The sequence below is a fragment of the Corallococcus sp. AS-1-12 genome (assembly GCF_020036995.1).
Lineage (GTDB): Bacteria > Myxococcota > Myxococcia > Myxococcales > Myxococcaceae > Corallococcus.
This window is the reverse complement of record NZ_JAIQDD010000026.1, coordinates 50,878-69,728: the sequence shown is the minus strand read 5'-3', so window position 1 is coordinate 69,728 and position 18,851 is coordinate 50,878. Positions and strand designations below refer to the sequence as shown.

15 protein-coding genes are annotated in these 18,851 nt (G+C 70.8%); 6 read left to right on the top strand and 9 right to left on the bottom strand.

Annotation, left to right across the window (positions count from 1 at the left end; genetic code table 11):
• The first annotated feature begins 64 nt into the window (after nucleotides 1-64).
• The gene (locus K8556_RS30475) at nucleotides 65-1,675 is read left to right on the top strand and encodes a Na+/H+ antiporter (protein WP_223743622.1); all 1,611 of its coding nucleotides are present in this window, start codon (nucleotides 65-67) and stop codon (nucleotides 1,673-1,675) included.
• Between the two features lie 4 nt (nucleotides 1,676-1,679).
• Here the strand turns inward: K8556_RS30475 and K8556_RS30470 are convergent, their stop codons facing one another.
• From K8556_RS30470 to K8556_RS30455, 4 genes are all read right to left on the bottom strand, one after another.
• Nucleotides 1,680-2,483 carry an SDR family oxidoreductase gene (locus K8556_RS30470; RefSeq protein ID WP_223743621.1) on the bottom strand — a complete coding sequence of 268 codons (804 nt, stop codon included), beginning with the start codon at nucleotides 2,481-2,483 and terminating at the stop codon, nucleotides 1,680-1,682.
• Nucleotides 2,484-2,592: 109 nt separating this feature from the next.
• On the bottom strand, nucleotides 2,593-4,257 hold the full coding sequence (locus K8556_RS30465) for a sigma-54 dependent transcriptional regulator (RefSeq protein WP_223743620.1): 1,665 nt from the start codon (nucleotides 4,255-4,257) through the stop codon (nucleotides 2,593-2,595).
• A 46-nt stretch (nucleotides 4,258-4,303) separates the two neighbouring features.
• Nucleotides 4,304-5,257, bottom strand: a complete 954-nt coding sequence (locus K8556_RS30460; RefSeq protein WP_223743619.1) for a diguanylate cyclase domain-containing protein — start codon at nucleotides 5,255-5,257, stop codon at nucleotides 4,304-4,306.
• A gap of 120 nt (nucleotides 5,258-5,377) precedes the next feature.
• The gene (locus tag K8556_RS30455) at nucleotides 5,378-5,656 is read right to left on the bottom strand and encodes a glutaredoxin family protein (RefSeq protein ID WP_223743618.1); all 279 of its coding nucleotides are present in this window, start codon (nucleotides 5,654-5,656) and stop codon (nucleotides 5,378-5,380) included.
• A gap of 21 nt (nucleotides 5,657-5,677) precedes the next feature.
• Here K8556_RS30455 and K8556_RS30450 point away from each other — a divergent pair, with 21 nt between their 5' ends.
• Complete coding sequence (locus K8556_RS30450) at nucleotides 5,678-6,874, top strand: DUF4388 domain-containing protein (protein WP_223743617.1); 1,197 nt, start codon at nucleotides 5,678-5,680, stop codon at nucleotides 6,872-6,874.
• Nucleotides 6,875-6,883: 9 nt separating this feature from the next.
• On the opposite strand, the gene K8556_RS30445 is transcribed toward K8556_RS30450, so the two are convergent.
• A complete protein-coding gene (locus K8556_RS30445) occupies nucleotides 6,884-8,527 on the bottom strand; it encodes a penicillin-binding transpeptidase domain-containing protein (RefSeq protein WP_223743616.1) in 1,644 nt (547 codons plus the stop codon).
• A gap of 174 nt (nucleotides 8,528-8,701) precedes the next feature.
• Here K8556_RS30445 and K8556_RS30440 point away from each other — a divergent pair, with 174 nt between their 5' ends.
• Nucleotides 8,702-9,565, top strand: a complete 864-nt coding sequence (locus K8556_RS30440; protein WP_370639986.1) for an ABC transporter permease — start codon at nucleotides 8,702-8,704, stop codon at nucleotides 9,563-9,565.
• Nucleotides 9,562-10,473, top strand: coding sequence for an ABC transporter ATP-binding protein (locus K8556_RS30435; RefSeq protein WP_223743614.1), 912 nt, complete (start codon nucleotides 9,562-9,564; stop codon nucleotides 10,471-10,473). The genes K8556_RS30440 and K8556_RS30435 overlap by 4 nt, the downstream gene beginning before the upstream one ends.
• Before the next feature lie 19 nt (nucleotides 10,474-10,492).
• On the opposite strand, the gene K8556_RS30430 is transcribed toward K8556_RS30435, so the two are convergent.
• Nucleotides 10,493-10,723, bottom strand: coding sequence for a sulfurtransferase TusA family protein (locus K8556_RS30430; RefSeq protein WP_014395774.1), 231 nt, complete (start codon nucleotides 10,721-10,723; stop codon nucleotides 10,493-10,495).
• A 244-nt stretch (nucleotides 10,724-10,967) separates the two neighbouring features.
• On the opposite strand from K8556_RS30430, the gene K8556_RS30425 reads away from it, so the two are divergent.
• Nucleotides 10,968-12,923, top strand: coding sequence for a thioredoxin domain-containing protein (locus K8556_RS30425; protein ID WP_223743613.1), 1,956 nt, complete (start codon nucleotides 10,968-10,970; stop codon nucleotides 12,921-12,923).
• Between the two features lie 86 nt (nucleotides 12,924-13,009).
• On the opposite strand, the gene K8556_RS30420 is transcribed toward K8556_RS30425, so the two are convergent.
• Nucleotides 13,010-13,396, bottom strand: coding sequence for a RidA family protein (locus K8556_RS30420; RefSeq protein WP_255652515.1), 387 nt, complete (start codon nucleotides 13,394-13,396; stop codon nucleotides 13,010-13,012).
• A gap of 81 nt (nucleotides 13,397-13,477) precedes the next feature.
• Entirely contained in the window at nucleotides 13,478-15,691 is a 2,214-nt protein-coding gene (locus tag K8556_RS30415; protein ID WP_223743611.1) for a bifunctional (p)ppGpp synthetase/guanosine-3',5'-bis(diphosphate) 3'-pyrophosphohydrolase, read from the bottom strand.
• 159 nt (nucleotides 15,692-15,850) lie between these two features.
• Here K8556_RS30415 and K8556_RS30410 point away from each other — a divergent pair, with 159 nt between their 5' ends.
• The gene (locus K8556_RS30410) at nucleotides 15,851-17,032 is read left to right on the top strand and encodes an FHA domain-containing protein (protein ID WP_223743610.1); all 1,182 of its coding nucleotides are present in this window, start codon (nucleotides 15,851-15,853) and stop codon (nucleotides 17,030-17,032) included.
• 49 nt (nucleotides 17,033-17,081) lie between these two features.
• Here K8556_RS30410 and K8556_RS30405 read toward each other — a convergent pair whose 3' ends face one another.
• Nucleotides 17,082-18,758, bottom strand: coding sequence for a serine/threonine-protein kinase (locus tag K8556_RS30405; protein ID WP_223743609.1), 1,677 nt, complete (start codon nucleotides 18,756-18,758; stop codon nucleotides 17,082-17,084).
• Nucleotides 18,759-18,851 lie beyond the last annotated feature (93 nt).

Genomic DNA, 18,851 nt, shown 5'->3' with positions numbered 1-18,851 from the left:
TCCCCCGCGGGCCCTCCTGCGCTAGGTCGCCGGAAGTCCAGGGTGGACTGCTCCCGAGGCCCTCATGCTGGTGTTCGAGATCGTCATCGCGCTCCTGCTGGGAGGCGCGGGACTGGCGGCGCTGTCCCGGCGGGTGGGCACGCCCTACCCCGCGCTGGTGGCGCTCGCCGGGGCGGTGCTGGCGCTCGTGCCGGGCAGCCCGGAGCTGGTGTTGGATCCAGAGCTGGCGCTCACCCTGTTCGTCGCGCCGGTGCTGCTGGACGCGGCGTTCGACGCGTCCCCTCGCGACCTGCGCGCGAACTGGCGGCCGGTGGCGAGCCTGGCCCTGGGGGCGGTGGTGCTCACGGTCATCGCCGTCGCGGTGGTGGTGAAGGCAATGGTGCCGGAGATGCCCTGGGCCGCGGCCATCGCGCTGGGCGCCATCGTCGCGCCTCCGGACGCGGCGGCGGCCACGGCGGTGCTGAAGCAGCTCAAGCCCCCGCACCGGCTGATGGTCATCCTGGAGGGCGAAAGCCTCTTCAACGACGCGAGCGCCCTGCTCATCTACCGGCTCGCGCTGGGGGCCGTGGCCGCGGGCGGCGTGCTGGGCTGGAGCGCGGTGCCCACCTTGCTCGTCGTCACGGTGGGCAGCGTGCTGCTGGGCGTGGTGCTGTCCCGGGTGAGCCTGCGCATCAACGCCGGCGTCGAGGACGTGTCCACGGCCGTCATCACCCAGTTCGGCAGCACGTTCGCGGTGTGGATGCTCGCGGAGCGGCTGCACCTGTCCGGCATCCTGACGACGGTGGTGTACGCGATGACCATCTCCCGCACGGCCTCCGTGGTGACGCCCGCGCGGATCCGCATCCCGTCCTATGCCGTATGGGAGGTGGCGACGTTCGTGTTGAACGTGCTGGCCTTCGTGCTCGTGGGCTTCCAGTTGAAGGGCATCGTCGCGCGCTTCGACCGGGAGACGTGGTGGGAATACACGGCCATCGCGGCGGTGGTGACGGGGGCGGCCATCCTCGCGCGCATCGCCTGGGTGATGGGGGCGGCGGCGGTCAACCGCTGGAGGCAGCGCAGGTCGAAGTCCAGCCCCGTCACGCTCTCGCCGGGCGCGGCCGTGCTGGTGGGCTGGTGCGGGATGCGGGGCATCGTGACGCTCGCGGCGGCGCTGGCGCTGCCCACGGGGCATGACGGGGTCGCGGCCTTCCCCTACCGGGACCTCATCCTCTTCACGTCGTTCTCCGTGGTGCTGGGGACGCTCGTGGTGCAGGGGATGACGCTCAAGCCCCTGATGACGCGCCTGAAGCTGGACGACGACGGCGAGGTGGACCACGAGGTGCGGCTCGCCCGGGTGGAGACGCTGCGCGCGGGGCTGGAGGCCACGCAGGACTCACCGGGCACGGAGATGGCGACGCTGGTCCGGCGCCGGTACGAGCTGCAACTGCGGCGCGCGAGGCAGCTCCTGGACGAGCACACCCTCACGAGCTCCGGGCGCCCCAGCGCTTCCCCCTGGGGGCCGCCCACCGCGGACGCGGAGACGGTGCGTGCAGCGATGGCCGCGGGGCGGCGGAAGCTGGCGGAGCTCCGGGCGAACGGCACCATCGGGGACGCGGCGTTCCAGCAGGTGGAGCAGGAGCTGGACTGGTCGGAGCTCGACCTGCAACAGCTCCTGCTGGCGGAGTCACCCGGGTAGTGCTTCAGCCGCGCGCCTCCTCCTCCATCGCCGCGAGGAAGCCGGTGGTGAAGTCCGGGTAGCGCGGCGTCCAGCCCAGGGCCTCCAGCTTCGCGGCGCGGATGGCTCGGTCGCCGCGCAGGGACTCATGGAGGGATTCCAGGGGCACGCGCGGCGGCATGGGGAGGCCCAGCCGCTGACAGAGCCAGGAGGCCGTCTCCTCCTGGGTCGCGGGCCGGCGGTCGGCCACGCAGTACACCTCACCGGGCGCGCCGCGTTCGAGCACCACGCGCACCGCGTCCACCAGGTCGTCCACATGGATGCGCGACAGCCGCCCCCCACCCGATTCCGGGATGCGCAGCGTGCCCGCCTTCAAGCGGCCGGAAGTCCCGCGCCCCGGACCGTAGATGCCCGCGATGCGCATGACGCTCGCGCCTAGGGGACGGAACAGGGCCTCCGCCTCCAGGCGCGCGCGGGAGGCCGGGGAGGTCGTGTCGACCGGCGTGGACTCGTCCACGTGTCCGCGAGCGGAGCCGTAGACGCCCGTGGACGACAGGTAGACGAGCCGGGAGGGACGAGCGCGGGACAGCGCTTCCGCGAGGCGGGCATCCAGCCCGGCATCCGGAGGAACGGAGTCCACGACGTGCGCGCCCCCGGCCCGAGACAGCGCGTCGTCAATGGACACCACGTGGACACCCGCGCCCTCCAGCACCGAGTGCCGAGCAGCATCCCGGGTCGTGGCCAGGACCTCCCGGCCCGCGCGGGCCTCCACCACCGCGAGCCGCGTCAGCGTATAGCCACAGCCAAGCAGAAGGAGCGGAGCGGTCATGGCCCCGCGATACCGGGCAACGGCCGCTCCGCGCAAGACCGCGCGAAGAGAACGGCCCTCCTCCCGTCATCCGGAAGAAGGGCCGTCACCTCACTTCGTCAGTCGCGGCTCAGAACTCCGCGCTCGCGCGCGGGTCGATGATGCCGCACTCCTTGATCTTGTAGAGCAGCGCCTTGTAGCTGATGCGCAGCTTGCCCGCCGCGCGGCGCTTGTTCCACGCGGTGCGCTGAAGCATCGCGAGGATGGCCTCGCGCTCCGCGAGCATCGCCGCGCGCTTGCCGATGTCCTTGAGCGACAGCTCCCCGGCCGGAGGCGGCGGGGGCGGAGGCTGAGGCGCGTCGAACGGGTTCGCGTACCGCTGCGGCGCCACGGCGTTGAACGGCGTGGCCTCCGTCATCACCGGAGGCGGCGTCATCGACACGCCGCGCGCGGGCATCTCCAGCACCTGCACACCCGCGCCCGAAGACGTCGCGAGCGCGGACGGCGGCGCCGCGAAGACGCGGGCGGACTCCTCCACGTGGCGCGACGGGGGCGGCATGTATTCGTCCCCACCGCCGAACGACGTGGGCAGCGACGGCGCGCTCGCCGGAGCACGGCCACCGGCGTGGATTTCATCCAGCACCAGGGTCGGGTCCTTCAGCACGCACAGCCGGCGCACCATGTTCTCCAGCTCGCGCACGTTGCCCGGCCACTCGTAGTCGCTGAACGCGTGGAGCACCTCCGAGGGCAGCTCCGACACGTTCGTCATGAAGCCCCGGCCGTACTTCTTCAGGAAGTGGTCGGTGAGCGGCACCACGTCCTCGCGGCGCTCGCGAAGCGGCGGCAGGCGGATGGCCACCACGTTGAGGCGGTAGTACAGGTCCTCGCGGAAGTTGCCGAGCGCGATCTCCTTCTCCAGGTCGCGGTTCGTCGCCACCACCACGCGGCTGTCCACGCGGACGCTCTTCTTGCCGCCGACGCGGAAGAACTCCTCGTCCTGCAGCACCTGGAGCAGCTTCGCCTGGAGGCGGATGGCCATCTCGCCAATCTCGTCCAGGAAGATGGTGCCCTGATCCGCCAGCTCGAACTTGCCCGGCTTCTCCGCCGTGGCGCCCGTGAAGGCGCCGCGCTCGTGGCCGAACAGCTCGCTCTCCAGGAGCTCCCCCGGCAGCGCCGCGCAGTTCACCTTGATGAACGGCCGGCCATGGCGCTGGCTGCGCGCGTGGATCTCCCGGGCAATCACTTCCTTGCCCGTCCCGGACTCACCCAGCAGCAGCACCGGCACGTCCGTGTCCGCGATGCGCTCCACCAGCGCACGCGCGCGGCGCATGGCCGGCGACGTGGAGATGAGCACGCGGGCCTCCGCCGCGGCCTCCGCGGGCGTCAACACCACGCGGGGCGCGGGCGCGGTCGCCTGCCGCTCCGGCACCCGGGTCCCCAGGGCGCGCGCGAGCACGTCCTGCAGCTCGTCGTTCCCAAAGGGCTTCGCCAGATAGTCGGAGGCGCCCATCTTCAGCGCGCGCACCGCGTCGTCCGCGCCCGACAGCGCGCTCAACACGATGACCGGCGCCGTGCCGCCCGTGCTCCGGTAGCGGCGCAGCACCTCCAGCCCGCTCATCTCCGGCATCACCACGTCCAGCAGCACCGCGTCGAACGAGCCACCAGAGAGCATCTCCAGCGCCTGCGAACCGCTCGACGCACAGCGCACCTGGTACCCCGAGCTGCCCAGCAGCTCGGACAGGAACGTGCGCACCGACTCCTCGTCATCCACCACCAGCACCGCGATCCGATCCATCCCCACGCCTCCGCTCGCCCTGTGCATCAAACCCTCGTGAACTGAATCAAACCGACATCAGACGGGCTGGACCGGCCGCCCGCCGAAGCTCGCGTGTACGCCTCAAGGTCTGCAGTGCCGCGCCCAGCAACTGGGTGGGAGCCCCCACCGTGTCCGGGAAGCTCACCGCCCCCAGCTCCAGCCCCGTGCGCACCACCCGACCCTCCATCTGGAACCGGGCGGCCTCGAACCGGGCCTCCACCCGCGCCAGCACCTCCGGCACCGCCTCCGCGGGCGTGCCCGGCAGCAGCATGGCGAACTGACTGTCCCCCACCCGCGCCACCGCGTCGGCCTCGCGCACCGTCTGCCCCAGCACCACCGCGCTGTAGACGAGCAGCCGCTCCGCCATGCTCTTGCCGTGCTCCTTGCGAAGCGCGCTCCACCCCGTCACCTCCGCCGCCACCACCGAGAACGTCCCGCCGTAGCGCTCCGTCCGCCGGGCCTCCAGGCCGATGAGGGCCAGCAGGAAGGGCCGGTTGTAGAGCCCCGTCACCGGGTCGTGCAGCGCCAGCGCCGTGCCGGCCTCCTCACCCGAGGCCGCGCGCTCCACCGACTGCTTGAGCCGCATCTGCGCGTGCAGCTTCATGGACAGCTCCGCGCCATCCACCGTGCGCGGCACCACGTCCACGCACTGCCCCTTCTCCACGCAGAACTTCCACGCGTCCCGGTCGTGCGAATCCACCAGGTACATCATCGGCACCGTGCCCTTGCCCACCTGGCGCAGGCGCCGCGCCGTCTGGATGGCCGCGAAGTCCGGTGGCTGCGCGGCCAGCAGGACGGCATCCGGACGGATCACCTCGAAGAGGGGCACCGCCGCGTCGAAGCGCGTCAGCGGCACCACGCGGAAGCCGGCCTCGCCCAGGAGCGCCCGGGTGCGCTCCAGGTCCTCCGCCCGCGGCTCCACCAGCAGCACCGTGGGAGGCTGGCCCGACCTTCCCGCTCGCTTGCGCTTCACACCCACCGCCGTGCCCTCCCTTCCAGCATTTTCTTCCCCACCACCCTGCCCGCCTGCCCAGATTTACAGCCCCGCTACTTTCGCGCCCTACGTATCCCCTTGGATTTCTTAGGGAAGGGCACTCCGTTACCCATCCTGGCCCACGGTTTTAGCAATGGGTATGCCATTCATCACCTCGCGGATCCGGACTTCCAGGGTCTCCGCGTCGACGCGGTGTTTGAAGGCGGGCACCCCGTCGAGGAGGACCACGGGGATGTCGTAACGCCAGGCCTCGAAGAGGTCCGGGCTCTGGAGGATGTCGGTGACGTAGAGCTCGAACGGCAGCCGGGCCTGCACCTCGGTGACCACGGCGAGGGCCTGCTCACAGAGGGAACACCGGGGTTTCGAGTAGATATCGACTCGCATGCGTTGCAGGATGGGCGCTCGATGCGCGGCGTGTGTGGTGATTTTTCGACGATGCCCCTCAAGGACCTGGTCGTCCACCTCGGGAATCGCCGGGCCACCGGCACCCTGAACGTGGAGCGGGGAGACGTGCGCAAGCAGTTGCTCCTGCGCGACGGCAACGTCATCACCGCCAGCTCCAACCAGCCGCGCGAGTACTTCGGCCAGTTCCTGATCAACCAGGGTCACCTGACGGAGGACCAGTTGGAGCGCGCGTTCGCCACGCAGGCGGAGACGCACATCCTGCTGGGGAAGATCCTCATCATGACGGGCACGGTGTCCGAGGCCACCGTGCGCACGGTGCTCTCCCACAAGTTCCGGGAGATGCTGCTGGATGCCTTCACGTGGGAGGAAGGCGGCTTCGACTTCCGGCCCACGGACGCCGCGCCGGAGCTGGAGGGCCTGGACGTCAGCGTGGACCTGCTGGACGTCAGCCGCGAGGGCGAGTTCCGCGAGACGGCGTGGCAGGCCATCCGCGCGGTGTTCCCCTCCGGCCGCGTGCGCCTGGAGGTGGACGAGCGCAAGCTGACGGACCGCAAGGCCGGCAGCATGGACGAGCGCATCGTGCAGCTCGCGAAGGACGGCCTCAGCATCGACGGCATCGCGCTGGCGCTGCACGCCACCGACTTCTTCCTCTATCAGCGGCTGTACGCGCTCTACCGCCAGGACGCGCTGCGGGTGTCGGACGAAGCCCCCCTGCCCGCCCCGGACCCCGGCGCGCACACCGTCGTCGTGGTGGAGGACGACGACGAGGACGACCTGAACGCGGGCGGCGTCATCGGCTCCGAGTCCTCCTCCGACGAGGTGCTCCAGGCCGCCCAGCTCTTCCTGGACGCGGGCAACCTGCGCGACGGCGAGGCGCTGGCCCGGCGCGCGCATGAAATCGCGCCCACCGAGCACACCACGAAGCTGCTGCGCGACGCGGAAGGCCGGCTGCTCGCGGAGCTGCGCAAGGCGCTGATGGAGCCGTCGCGGGTGCCGGCGCTGATGGTGACGCCCGCGCACCTGAAGACGCTGCCCCTCACGTCACCGGAGCGCTACCTGCTGTCGCGCATCGACGGGCGGCGGGACGTGGCCGCCATCGTGCACGTGTCACCCCTCCAGGAGCTGGAGGCGCTGAAGTTCTTCCAGGGCTTCGTGGACACGGGGCTGGTGAAGCTCACCGCGCGTCCGCTGTCCTGACGTCGCGCCTCAGTGCTTGCCGGCGGCGCCCGCGGGGGCCGTCAGCTCCACCGGCGCGGGGATGCGCTCCAGCGCCAGGCGCAGGGCCTCGCGGCCCAGGTAGGAGCCGCGGATGCGCCACTTGGGGTCGTTCACGATGAGGGCGGCCACGGCCACGCGCGGGTTGTCCTTGGGCGCGAAGCCGACGAACCACGAGTAGTCGCGGAAGGGCTCGCGGTCCGCGAGCGTGCCCGTCTTGCCCACCGCGTCCTTCACCTGGAAGCCGCGCTCGCGGAAGACGCCGCGCGCGGTGCCGTGGGTGACGGTCTCCTCCAGCATCCGCGTGAGCTCGTGCGCGGCGGTGGGGGTGAGCACGGGCTCTGGCTCCGGCAGGGGCATGAAGGGCTCCGGCTCCACCAGCACGGGGTCCACCCAGCGGCCGTCGTTGGCGGCGACGGCGGCCAGCAGCGCGCCGTGCAGCGGGGACAGGTACACGTCACCGAAGCCCGCGCCGGTGTTGGCGAGCGCGAAGCCGTCCTCCGGGATGTACGCGAGCGACACGTCCAGCGGCTGGGCGAAAGGAATCTCGCGGTTGAAGCGCAGGCGCGCCGCCATGCGCTTGAGGGACTCCGCGGTCAGGTGCTTGCTGGTCATCTTGGCGAAGATGACGTTGGCGCTCTTGCCCATGGCCAGCGCCAGCGAATAGCAGGCGCCGTCGCGGTCGGTGTCCTCCAACTGCCGCTCGTTGAGGCGGCGCTTGCCGCCGTGGAAGCACGCCTCGGTGTCGGGCGACACGCCGGCCTCCAGGAGCGCGCTGCCGGTGACGATCTTGAAGATGCTCGCGGCCGGGTACACCGCGCGGATGGGGAGCCCCCGCAGCTCCGGCTTCGCCTCCGAGTGCTCCGCCATCGCGAGGACGCGGCCGGTGGAGGGCTCCAGCACCACCGCGGCGCCGTACGGCACCTGGTAGTTCTGCATGATCTTCGTGAGGGACGCCTGGAGGCCGGGGTCGATGGTGAGCACCTGATCCGGCGCGCTCTTGCCGCCCTTCACCACCAGCTTGTTGCCCTCCAGCTTCGCGCGGGCCACCAGGTCCTGCGCGCGAGGCAGCCCCTGGAGCTTGCCGAACGGCGGCGCCTTCTCCCGCGACGGCACCGGCATGGGAGGCACCATCCCGGGCTCCAGCGCGGCGGCGTCCTTCGCGGCCAGCGCCTCCGCCAGCGCGCGGGCATCCACGGGGCGCGTGTCCGGGCCCTGCGCGACGGAGGCCTCCTCCGCCCCCACGACGGCAGCCGCCCCCGAAGCCTGCGCGGTGGCGGCCCCGCTCGACGCGGGAGCCGCGGTCGCACCCGAAGCCTGCGCGGTAGCGGCCCCGCTCGACGAGGGCTCGGCCGGAGCGCCCGGCGCCTTCGCGACGCTCGCGGAGGCCCCGGCGTCCGGGGAAGCCGAGGCCTGGGCGCCGCGCTGCTCGGCCTCCACCCTCTCCACCAGCGCACGGGCACCCACGGGCCCCGCGTCCGTTCCCAGGGCGCTCAACGACTGCGCCAGGGCCTGGGCATCCGACGGTGCGGCGGGTGACGGCGCGGTGTTCGCGTCCGGCCCGGGCGCGGAGGCACCCAGGAGCAGCGTGAGGGGGAACAGCGGCAGGGCGGCGAGGAGGCGGCGCATCGTCATGCTTCGGGGCTCTCCTTGGGGGGGCAGGGAGCAGGCCGCCGGATCCTAGTCGCTGAGGGCGCGCTGTCCACGGCTTGCCTCCTCGACCGCTGCCTTCGTCCGCGAGAAACCTGGGAAGGTGCCCGGAGGTCCAGTAGGGTCCTGTGCACCTTGGACGGACTCAAAGAGACATTGGTGATCTGGGGAGCCGAGCTGCGCCGGGCCGTACGAAGCGGCCGGGCCATCGTGCTGCTCGGGCTCTACAGCATGTTCTCCGCGCTGGTGCTGCTCGTGGTGGGCTTCGTCACCCGGGAGTTGCAGGCCCAGGTGAACGCGAAGCTCGCCGAGTCCGGCGGCGACTCGGAGATGGCCACGCAGGCCGCGGAGCAGATGCGCCAGGGGGTGCTGGGCTTCCTCGCCAGCAACGACGCCGCGATGATGGAGGCGCTGGCGAAGGTGCCCATCGTGGTGCTCATCGTCTTCAAGATCACCCTCTTCTTCCTGCCCGCCTACGTCGCGCTGATGGGCTTCGACCAGGTGAGCGGCGAAGTCGGCCCGCGCTCCATGCGCTACCTCACGGTGCGCGCGCGCCGCTCCTCGGTGCTGCTGGGCAAGTTCCTCTCCCAGGCCACGCTGCTGGTGGGGCTGGTGCTGATCATCGACCTGGCCATCTTCATCTACGCGCGCATCATCAACGAGGACTTCGCCTTCGGGGTGCTGGTGCTCAACCTCCTGAAGTTCTGGAGCGCCACCATCGTCTTCTCGCTGGCGTACGTGTCCCTCACCACCCTGTGCTCCAGCCTCTTCCGCGTCCCCGCGGTGAGCCTCGTCTTCAACTTCATCCTGCTCTTCGTCTTCTGGCTGATGGACTCCGTGGGGCGCGCCGTGAGCGAGGACAACGTGCTGCGCTTCCTGCGCTACCTGTCCCCGTCGTACTACTCGGGCAACCTGCTGCACCCGAAGCTCGCGGAGTTCGCCATGAGCGGCGCGGCCTACGCGGCCTTCGCGGCCCTCTTCCTCTTCGGCGCCTACGGCGTCCTGCGCGCGAGGGACCTGTGAGCGACCTGGCCATCCAGTTGAACAACGTCTCCAAGCACTTCGGCCCCAAGGTCGCCGTCAAGGCGGTGAGCCTCCAGGTGCGCCAGGGCGAGGTGTTCGGCCTCATCGGCCCCAACGGCGCCGGCAAGACGACCACCTTCTCCATGATGTGCGGCTACCTCTACCCGTCCGAGGGCTCGCTCCAGGTGATGGGCGTGTCCCCCACCACGCCCGGCGCCCTCAAGGGCCGCGTGGGCGCGCTGCCCCAGGACGCGGTGCTGCCCCCCGGCTGGGAGGTGGGCGCGCTGCTCACCTACTGGGCCCGCCTGTCGGACCTGCCCCAGCCCGAGCACGAGGCCCGCGGCGCCCTGGAGAAGGTGGGCCTGATGGAGGCCTGGAAGGTCCAGACGCAGGCGCTCAGCCACGGCATGGCCAAGCGCGCCGCCATGGCCCAGGCCCTGATGGGCCGCCCGCCGCTCGTCCTCCTGGACGAGCCCACCGCCGGCCTGGATCCGCGCATCGCCGCGCAGGTGCGCCAGATCATCAAGGACATGAAGGGCACGCAGACGGTCGTCGTCTCCAGCCACAACCTCCAGGAGCTGGAGGAGCTGTGCGACGCCGCCGCCATCCTCGACAAGGGGACGCTCGCGCAGTCCGGCACCATGTCGGAGCTCACCGGCCAGGGCGCCGAGTTCCGCGTCCAGATCGCCCGGGGCGACGTCATCATCCCCGAAATCACCTCCCTGCCCGGCGTCACCGACGCGCGCATGGAGGGCACGGACGTGCTGCGCGTGCGCTTCGACGGCCAGGCCCACAAGGCCGAGGAGGTCATCAGCCGCACCGTCGGCCACCTCCTCCAGCACCAGGTGCTCATCCTCGGCGTCAGCCGCGGCCGCCGCCTGGAGGACCGCGTCCTCCAGTTGCTGTAGGCCCTCGCCCCACGGGCGCTCACCCCGCCTTGCGCACCCAGCCCACGTAGTGGGCGCCCCGGCGCTCCATGCGGACGAGCTCGTTGCCCGTCGCGTCACACCACGCGGGCAGGTCCGCCTCCAGCCCACGGTCGGTGGAGACGAGCTCCACCAGCGTCCCGGGCGCGAGGCGGCGCATCGCCTTGGCGATCTCCAGGATGGGCACCGGGCAGAGGGCCCCGGACGTATCCACGCGCACACCGGCTTCCATGGCCGCGCATCCTGGCACGGAACCCGAACGGACGAAGCGTCACGACACGCGCGCTGAGAGGGAATTTTGGTGTCCCCAGCGTCGTTGTCCGCCCCTTCGAGGCCTCTGGATATCGGGCGGACGCAGGCGGTCATCGCGGCTTGCGTGTCTGGAATTCCCTCTGTTAAGTACCCCGCCCTTTCCCTACCCAGACACCCGCTTGGGGCCCGGAGTCGGACCTATGGCGCAGGAGCATTCCCAACCCATGAAGCCCAATGTCATCGTGGCCTTGCTGGTCGGCCTGGTGCTCGGGTTCGTTGGCGGCCGTGCCGCCACCGGCTCGAAAGCCACCCCCGGCAACACGCCCTCCGTCGCGCAGGCGGCCAACAAGCCCGCGCGCGCCGTGGACCCCACCGTCTTCAAGGTGCCCGTCGACGGCGCCCCCACGAAGGGCAGCGTCAACGCGCTGGTCACCATCGTGGAGTTCTCCGACTACGAGTGCCCGTTCTGCAGCCGCGCGCACAACACCGTCGAGCAGCTCCAGAAGGACTACGGCAGCAAGCTGCGCGTGGTGATGCGCCAGAACCCGCTGTCCTTCCACCCGCACGCCCGGCCCGCGGCCCTCGCGGCGCTCGCGGCCGGTGAGCAGGGCAAGTACTGGGACATGCACAACCTGCTCTTCGCCAACAACAAGAAGCTGGATGGGGAGAGCCTGGAGGGCTACGCCAAGCAGCTCGGCCTGGACGTGGCGAAGTGGAAGGCGGACATGGCGGATGCGCGCCTGGGCGCCACCATCGACAAGGATCAGGCCCTGGCCCAGCAGATGGGCGCCAGCGGCACGCCGGCCTTCTTCATCAACGGCCGCTTCCTGTCCGGCGCGCAGCCCATCGAAAACTTCAAGGCCCTCATCGACGAGGAGCTCGCCAAGGCCGAGGGCCTGGTGAAGAGCGGCGTCGCGCCGTCGCAGGTGTACGCGCGCATCATCGAGAAGGGCGTCGAGCGCGCCCCGTCCCGCGCCGCCCAGCCGCAGGCGGAGCCCGCCGCCGCCGCGAAGAAGATCGAGATCCCCGCGGACTCCCCCTCCTTCGGCCCGGCCACCGCGAAGGTGACCATCGTCGAGTGGTCGGACTTCGAGTGCCCGTTCTGCAGCCGCGCCGTGCCGACCCTCAACAAGATCAAGGAGACCTACGGCAAGGACGTGCGCGTGGTGTTCCGCCACCAGCCGCTGCCCATGCACTCGCACGCGAAGCTCGCCGCGCAGGCCTCCATGGCCGCCCACGAGCAGGGCAAGTTCTGGGAGATGCACGACAAGCTCTTCGCCAACCAGCGCGCGCTGGACCGCGAGAGCCTGGAGAAGTACGCCCAGGAGCTGGGCCTGAACATGAACAAGTTCAAGGCCGACCTGGAGTCCGGCAAGATCTCCGCCAAGGTGGACGCGGACTCCTCCGCGGGCAACGCGGTGGGCGCCAACGGCACCCCGGCCTTCTTCATCAACGGCCGCTTCCTCTCCGGCGCGCAGCCCTTCGAGGCCTTCAAGCCCCTCATCGACCAGGAGATCGCCAAGGCCGACAAGGCGCTCGCCGCCGGCACCAAGGCGGAGGACCTCTACGCCAAGCTGAACCAGGACAACGTGAACGCCGCTCCGGCCGCCCCCGCGGCGCCCGCCGAGCCGGCCGTGCAGAAGGTGGATCTGGGCAACGCGCCGGTGCGCGGCCCGAAGAACGCGCCCATCACCATCGTCGCCTGGTCCGACTTCGAGTGCCCCTTCTGCGGCCGCGCCGTGCCGACCATCGAGCAGGTGGAGAAGGCCTACAAGGGCAAGGTCAAGTTCGCCTTCAAGCACCAGCCCCTGCCCTTCCACCAGCACGCGAAGCTCGCCGCCGTGGCCTCCATGGCCGCGAACGAGCAGGGCAAGTTCTGGGAGATGCACGACAAGCTCTTCGCCAACCAGCGCGCGCTGGACCGCGAGAGCCTGGAGAAGTACGCCCAGGAGCTGAAGCTGGACATGAACAAGTTCAAGGCGGACCTGGACTCGGGCAAGTTCGACAAGCAGATCGAGTCCGACATGGCGGACGGCTCCGCCAAGGGCGCCAACGGCACCCCGACGTTCTTCATCAACGGCCGCACGCTGGTGGGTGCGCAGCCCTTCGATGCCTTCAAGAAGGTCATCGACGAGGAGCTGAAGAAGGCCGGCGTGGCGATGGCGGCGGAAGCGAAGTAGCCCTCCCCCGCTCCTGAAGCACCAAGGCCGTCGGCTCCCACAGCGGGAACCGGCGGCCTTCGTGTTTCCAGCGACCGCCGCGTGCGTCAGGAGACGGCGATGGCGTCGATCTCCACCTTGGAGCCGCGCGGCAGCGCGGACACCTGCACGGTGGCGCGGGCCGGCGGGGCGCCCGCGAAGGCGCGGCCGTACACCTCGTTCACCTTGGCGAAGTCGCCCAGGTCGGTGAGGAAGATGGTGCAGCGCACGACGTGGCTGAAGTCCAGGCCGCTGGCGGCGAGCACGGCCTGGAGGTTCTTCATCACCTGCTCGGCCTGCGCGACGACGTCACCGGGGACCAGCTCCATCGTCTTCGGGTCCAGGGGAATCTGGCCGGACAGGAACGTCATCTTCCCGGCGTCCACCTGCACGGCCTGGGAGTAGGGGCCAATCGCCTTGGGGGCGTCGTCGGAGTGGATTGCCTTGCGCGCCATGCAGCACACCTCGCGTTGAGGCGGCCCCCCCAAAGGGGACGGGGGCCGCGGGTCCGCCGCGCGCTGTAGCACAGCCTGAGGCTAGATTCGCTCGACCGAGTAGACGCCCGTCAACCGCTCGATGGAGCGCATCAGGTCCGTCAACTGCTTGAGGTCGGAGATGGTGACCTCGAAGGTGTTGACGGCCCGGTCGTCACCGGTGGCCCGGCAGTTCGCCTGGGAGATGTTGACGCTCTTCTTGGAGAACGTGTTGGTGATGTCCGCCAGCAGGCCCGGCCGGTCCGCCGTCAGCACGCGCAGCGTGACGGGCCGCTTGAAGTCGCCCTTCACGTCCCAGGACACGTCCACGCGCCGCTCGGGGTCCGTGGCCAGGGCCTTCTCACACCCCACCGTGTGCACCGTCACACCCCGCCCCCGGGTGATGAACCCCGCGATGGGGTCCCCGGGAACGGGGTTACAACAGCGCCCGAAGCGCACCAGCACGTCGTCCACGCCGCCAATCTGGACGCCGCTGCGGTTGTTGCGCCCCACCAGCCGCTTGGCCAGGTCCGTCATGCGCGACAGGCCCGGCAGCATGGAGGCGTTCGCCCCCGACCCGCCGCCCGACCCACCGCCGTCCGACGGACGCGGCTCCGCCTGCGCCAGCTTCTCCTGCGGCACGATGCGCTGCACCAACTGCTGCGGCGTCACCTTCCCGTAGCCGATGGCGACCAGCATGTCGTCCTCGACGCGGAAGCCCAGTTCCTCGGCGACCTTCTTCACCTCGCCGGAGCGCATCAGCTTGTTGAAGTTGAGCTGGAAGCGCTTGAACTCGCGCTCCACCAGCTCGCGGCCCAGTTGCAGGCTCTTGTCACGCTGCTGCTGCTTGATGAAGCCGCGGATGCGCTGCTGCGCGCGGCTCGTCTTGACGAAGGTGAGCCAGTCCTTGGACGGGTGCGCCTGCGGGCTGGTGAGCACCTCCACCGTGTCGCCGTTCTTCAGCTTGTAGCGCAGGGGGACGATCTTCCCGTTCACCTTGGCGCCCACGCACCGGCCGCCCACGTCGCTATGGATGGCGTACGCGAAGTCCACCGGCGTCGCGCCGCGCGGCAGGCTGCGCACGTCGCCCTTGGGCGTGAAGACGAAGACCTCGTCGGTGAAGAGGTCCACCTTCACCGTCTCCAGGAACTCCTTGGGGTCCTTGAGGTCCTGCTGCCACTCCATCAACTGGCGCAGCCAGGCGAACTTCTCGTCGTCCTTGGAGATGGGCGCGCGGCCTTCCTTGTAGGCCCAGTGCGCGGCGATGCCCTCTTCCGCGATCTTGTGCATCTCCGCGGTGCGGATCTGCACCTCCACGCGCTCGCTCAACGGACCAATCACCGTGGTGTGCAGGGACTGGTACATGTTGGGCTTCGGGATGGCGATGAAGTCCTTGAAGCGCCCGGGCACCGGCTTCCACATCTGGTGCACCATGCCCAGCGCCTCGTAACAGGCGGGCACCGACGGCGCGATGATGCGGAACGCGATGATGTCGTGGATCTGATCGAAGTCGATGCCCTGCGACTTGATCTTCTTCCAGATGCTGTAGACGTGCTTGAAGCGCCCGCTGACGTCGCCCTTGAGGCCGCGCTCCTGGAGCTTCTCGCGCATCAGGTCGCAGGTGTCCTCGATGTACTTCTCGCGCTCCTTCTTGCGCTTGTTGAGCTGCTCCTCCAGCGCGAAGAACTCCTGGGGCTTCACGTAGCGGAAGGACAGGTCCTCCAGCTCCGTCTTGATCCAGGAGATGCCCAGGCGGTTGGCCAGGGGCGCGTAGATGTCCAGCGTCTCCTGTCCGATGCGGGCCTGCTTCTCCTCGGACATGTGATCCAGCGTCCGCATGTTGTGCGTGCGGTCCGCCAGCTTCACGAGGATGACGCGGATGTCCTGCGCCATCGCGATGATCATCTTGCGGAAGTTCTCCGCCTGCTTCTCCTCCTGGGAGAGCGTCGCGGACGCGGAGAACTTGGACAGCTTCGTCACGCCGTCCACCAACTGCGCGACCTCCGGACCGAAGAGCTCCGTGAGCTCCTCCGCGGTGGCGAGCGTGTCCTCGATGGTGTCGTGGAGGAGCCCGGTGACGATGGACGCCTCGTCCAGCTTCAGCTCCGCCAGGATGCCCGCCACCTCCAGCGGGTGGATGAGGTAGGGCTCTCCCGACTTGCGGAGTTGCCCCTGATGGACCTTGGCCGAGTAGACGTACGCCTTCTTGATGATGTCCAGGTCGGGGTCCGGGTGGTACGACGCAACCCGCTGCAGGATGTCGTTCAGGCGAATCATCGAGGCGGTGACAATCGTAACTGCCTCAAACAGCAGGGGCAACGTTACCCTGGAACATCGCGTGCCCCGCCGGGCCCCGGGAGGCCCGGGCGCCTCGGAAATGGTCCGAGGCTTTCGTTGACCCGGCGTTTCACGCCCCCCTAGATTGGCCCTCCGCCCATGTCTCAGCTTCTGCTGTCCGCGCTCCCGGTGGTCTGCCCGAATTGTGACGGCTTCAACCCGCCACGCTCGGTCACCTGCGTGCTGTGCGGCCAGGCGCTGGAAGAGGCTGCCCCCGCCCCCCGTCCGGCGGCCGCGACCCCGCCCCGGCCGGTGACGCCGCCCCCCGCCGCGGGGCCTGGCCGTCCCGCCGCCGTCGCCAGCTTCCCGCGCCCGGGCGAGCCCACCACGCCGCCCACGCCGCCTCCGCCCCCCAGCGCCGTGCCGCCCGGGCTCAAGCCCTCCGCGCGCACCCCGCCGCCCACCGCCGCCCAGGGGCTGATGGTGGAGGCCCGCCGGGCCGCGCAGCCGCCCGCGGGGACGCCTCCGCCTCCGCGCGCGGGGTACGGGCCGGCCCTGCCGCCCGCGAACACCCGCCCGCCCCCGCCCGTGCCGGACAACGCCCTGCCCCCTCGCGGCGGGACGGGGGCCACGGCCCCGGTGCCCGGCACGCCTCCCGCGCCCACGGGCGCCACGGCCCGCCCCGCGCCGGTGGCCTCGCGCTTCGGGCTGGCGGTGATCGCCGGGACGACGCGCGGCCAGCGCTACAAGCTGCCGGTGACGGGCTGCGTGGTGGGCCGCCAGCGCGGCGCCATCCTCTTCCCGGACGACGTCTTCGTGTCGCCGCTGCACGCCACCTTCCTCGTGAAGGACGGCGCCCTCTACGTGCGCGACGAGTCCAGCGCGTCGGGCGTCTACGTCACCTTCGCCGGCACGGAGCCGCTGGCGCCGCGCGCCCTCTTCAGCGCCGGCCAGCGGCTGTTCCGCTTCACCGGCCGCGTGGAGGCCCCCGCGCCCGTGGCGGGCCGCCCCACCCCGTATGGCTCGCCCGTGCCGCTCGGCCAGGCGCTGTACGGCGTGGAGGAGGTGCACATGGGCGGCAGGGCGGGCCGCGCGGTGGTGACGGCCGCGGCACTGCTCACCATCGGACAGGCCCACTGCGACCTGGCGTACCCGAACGACGAGGGGCTCGCCGGCCGGCACTGCGAGCTGAGCCCCACGGCGACCGGCGCGATGCTGCGAGACCTCTCCGGCGGCCTGGGCACCTTCGTGCGCATCCCGCCCGCGACGGAGCGCCCCCTGCGTCCGGGTGACCGCGTCCGCCTGGGCCAGCACGTCATGCAGGTGGAGACGCTGGGCTGACGGCAGTCGGCCCGCCTCAAGGGAGCGGGCCGGGTGCTACCGGCGGCACTCAGGGCGACGAGGGCCGCGCCACCGGGCTGCCGAGCCGGACCTCGATGTAGGCGCGCGCACGCGAGTCGGGCATGTCGGTCAGGTGGCGCACCCACCAGCCGCGGGCCTCGTCGGTGTTGTCGCGCTGCCAGTACAGCTCGCCCAGCTTGAGGGCCAGCTCCGCTTCCGGGTTGAAGTTGAAGGCCTCCTTGTAGCTGGAGGTCGCGCGGACCAGCTCCCCGGCCAGCACGTCGCGGTCGCCGTCCTGGGTCAGCTTGCGCGCCTTGTCCACGTTGCGCGCGTTGCTGGGGATCTGCCGCAGGTAGTCCGGCTGATCCGAACCGGAGGTGAGCAGCCGGGGCGCGTTGGGCGGCGCCACGTACTGGTTGCCCTCGGAGCCGCTGCCCGCGCCAATGCCGAAGTAGTAGACGAAGAAGCCCACCGCCCCCAGCACCAGCACGGTGGTGAGCGCCTTGAAGAAGAGGATGATGCCCTCGCCGCCACCGGAGGCGGGCGCGACCACTGAGGTCTGGGTGCCCTCGCGCGCGAGCGTGGCCTCTTCGGACACCGGCGTGCGCGAGTGGGGCAGGCCCTGCACCGTGGCCTCCACGGTCACGTCGTTCCAGGCCGTGTTGTTGCGCGCGGAGTTCTGCGCGGCCTGGGACTTGCGCGGGATGGGGGCCAGCACGCCCGAGGCCTGCGGACGGCGCCCGCTCGTCTCGTTGGCGGCGGCCCCTCCGCGACGGCGCTCCTTGTCGACCGCGAGCAGCTCCGCCTTGAAGGCCGCGGCGTTGGCCGGCCGGTCATCCGGGTCCTTGGACAGGACGCGGAGGATGAGCCGCTCCATGCCCGGGGAGATGCGCGCGTCCGGACGGCGGCGCGTGGGCGGAGGCGGCTCCTCGGTGAGGTGCTTGGTGGCGAAGCCCACCGCCGAGTCGGACTCGAAGGGGAGCAGGCCCGTCATGAGCTGGTAGAGGATGACGCCCACCGCGTACAGGTCCGAGCGGTGATCCAGCACCGCGCCCCGCGCCTGCTCGGGCGACATGTACTCGGGGGTGCCGCACACGAAGCCCGCGCGCGTGAGGGCCGGGCCCTCGTCCTGCGAGTCGGTGATCTTCGCGATGCCGAAGTCCAGCACCTTCACGAAGTCCGGCTCGTTGCGGCGCTGCTCCACCATGATGTTCTCGGGCTTCAGGTCCCGGTGGATGACGCCCGCGCCGTGCGCGTCCGACAGCGCGCTCAGGATCTGGAGGGCGATGCGCACCACGCGCGCCTCGCCCAGCGGCCACTCGCGGCTGAGGATCTGATGCAGGTCCTGCCCGGCCACGTACTCCATCGCGATGAAGAGCGCGCCGTCGTCCGCCTGACCGAAGTCCAGCACGCTGATGGAGTTGGGGTGGTTCAAGCGGCTGGCGGCCTTGGCCTCGCGCTGAAAGCGCGCGACGGTGCGCTCGTCCGACAGCAGCGTGTGGCGCAGCACCTTCAGCACCACCACCTTGTCCAGCGCGAGCTGACGGGCGCGGTACACCTTGCCCATGCCGCCCTCGCCGATGAGGGCTTCCACCCGGTACTTGGAGGCAATCGTCTTGCCCACGTATTCGTCGCCGCCCTCCGCCGAGCGCAGGAGCGTCGCGCCGCAGGCGGGGCAGTAACGGGAGGAGTCTTCGGCGTCGGCGCCGCAGGAAGGGCAGTACACGTCAGCGTCCAGTCAGTGGGGGCGGGACTTCACCATGCCCTTCGGGTGGGGAGCAAGCCGTGCGCTGTCGGGCCCCCCAACGCGGCGCGGGCC

Excerpts from the sequence above, each read along its gene's own strand:
- K8556_RS30475 (WP_223743622.1), top strand. The coding sequence starts at position 65 with ATGCTGGTGTTCGAGATCGTCATCGCGCTCCTGCTGGGAGGCGCGGGA.
- K8556_RS30470 (WP_223743621.1), bottom strand. The coding sequence starts at position 2,483 with ATGACCGCTCCGCTCCTTCTGCTTGGCTGTGGCTATACGCTGACGCGG.
- K8556_RS30465 (WP_223743620.1), bottom strand. The coding sequence starts at position 4,257 with ATGGATCGGATCGCGGTGCTGGTGGTGGATGACGAGGAGTCGGTGCGC.
- K8556_RS30455 (WP_223743618.1), bottom strand. The coding sequence starts at position 5,656 with ATGCGAGTCGATATCTACTCGAAACCCCGGTGTTCCCTCTGTGAGCAG.
- K8556_RS30450 (WP_223743617.1), top strand. The coding sequence starts at position 5,678 with ATGCGCGGCGTGTGTGGTGATTTTTCGACGATGCCCCTCAAGGACCTG.
- K8556_RS30445 (WP_223743616.1), bottom strand. The coding sequence starts at position 8,527 with ATGACGATGCGCCGCCTCCTCGCCGCCCTGCCGCTGTTCCCCCTCACG.
- K8556_RS30430 (WP_014395774.1), bottom strand. The coding sequence starts at position 10,723 with ATGGAAGCCGGTGTGCGCGTGGATACGTCCGGGGCCCTCTGCCCGGTG.
- K8556_RS30425 (WP_223743613.1), top strand. The coding sequence starts at position 10,968 with ATGAAGCCCAATGTCATCGTGGCCTTGCTGGTCGGCCTGGTGCTCGGG.
- K8556_RS30420 (WP_255652515.1), bottom strand. The coding sequence starts at position 13,396 with ATGGCGCGCAAGGCAATCCACTCCGACGACGCCCCCAAGGCGATTGGC.
- K8556_RS30415 (WP_223743611.1), bottom strand. The coding sequence starts at position 15,691 with ATGATTCGCCTGAACGACATCCTGCAGCGGGTTGCGTCGTACCACCCG.
- K8556_RS30410 (WP_223743610.1), top strand. The coding sequence starts at position 15,851 with ATGTCTCAGCTTCTGCTGTCCGCGCTCCCGGTGGTCTGCCCGAATTGT.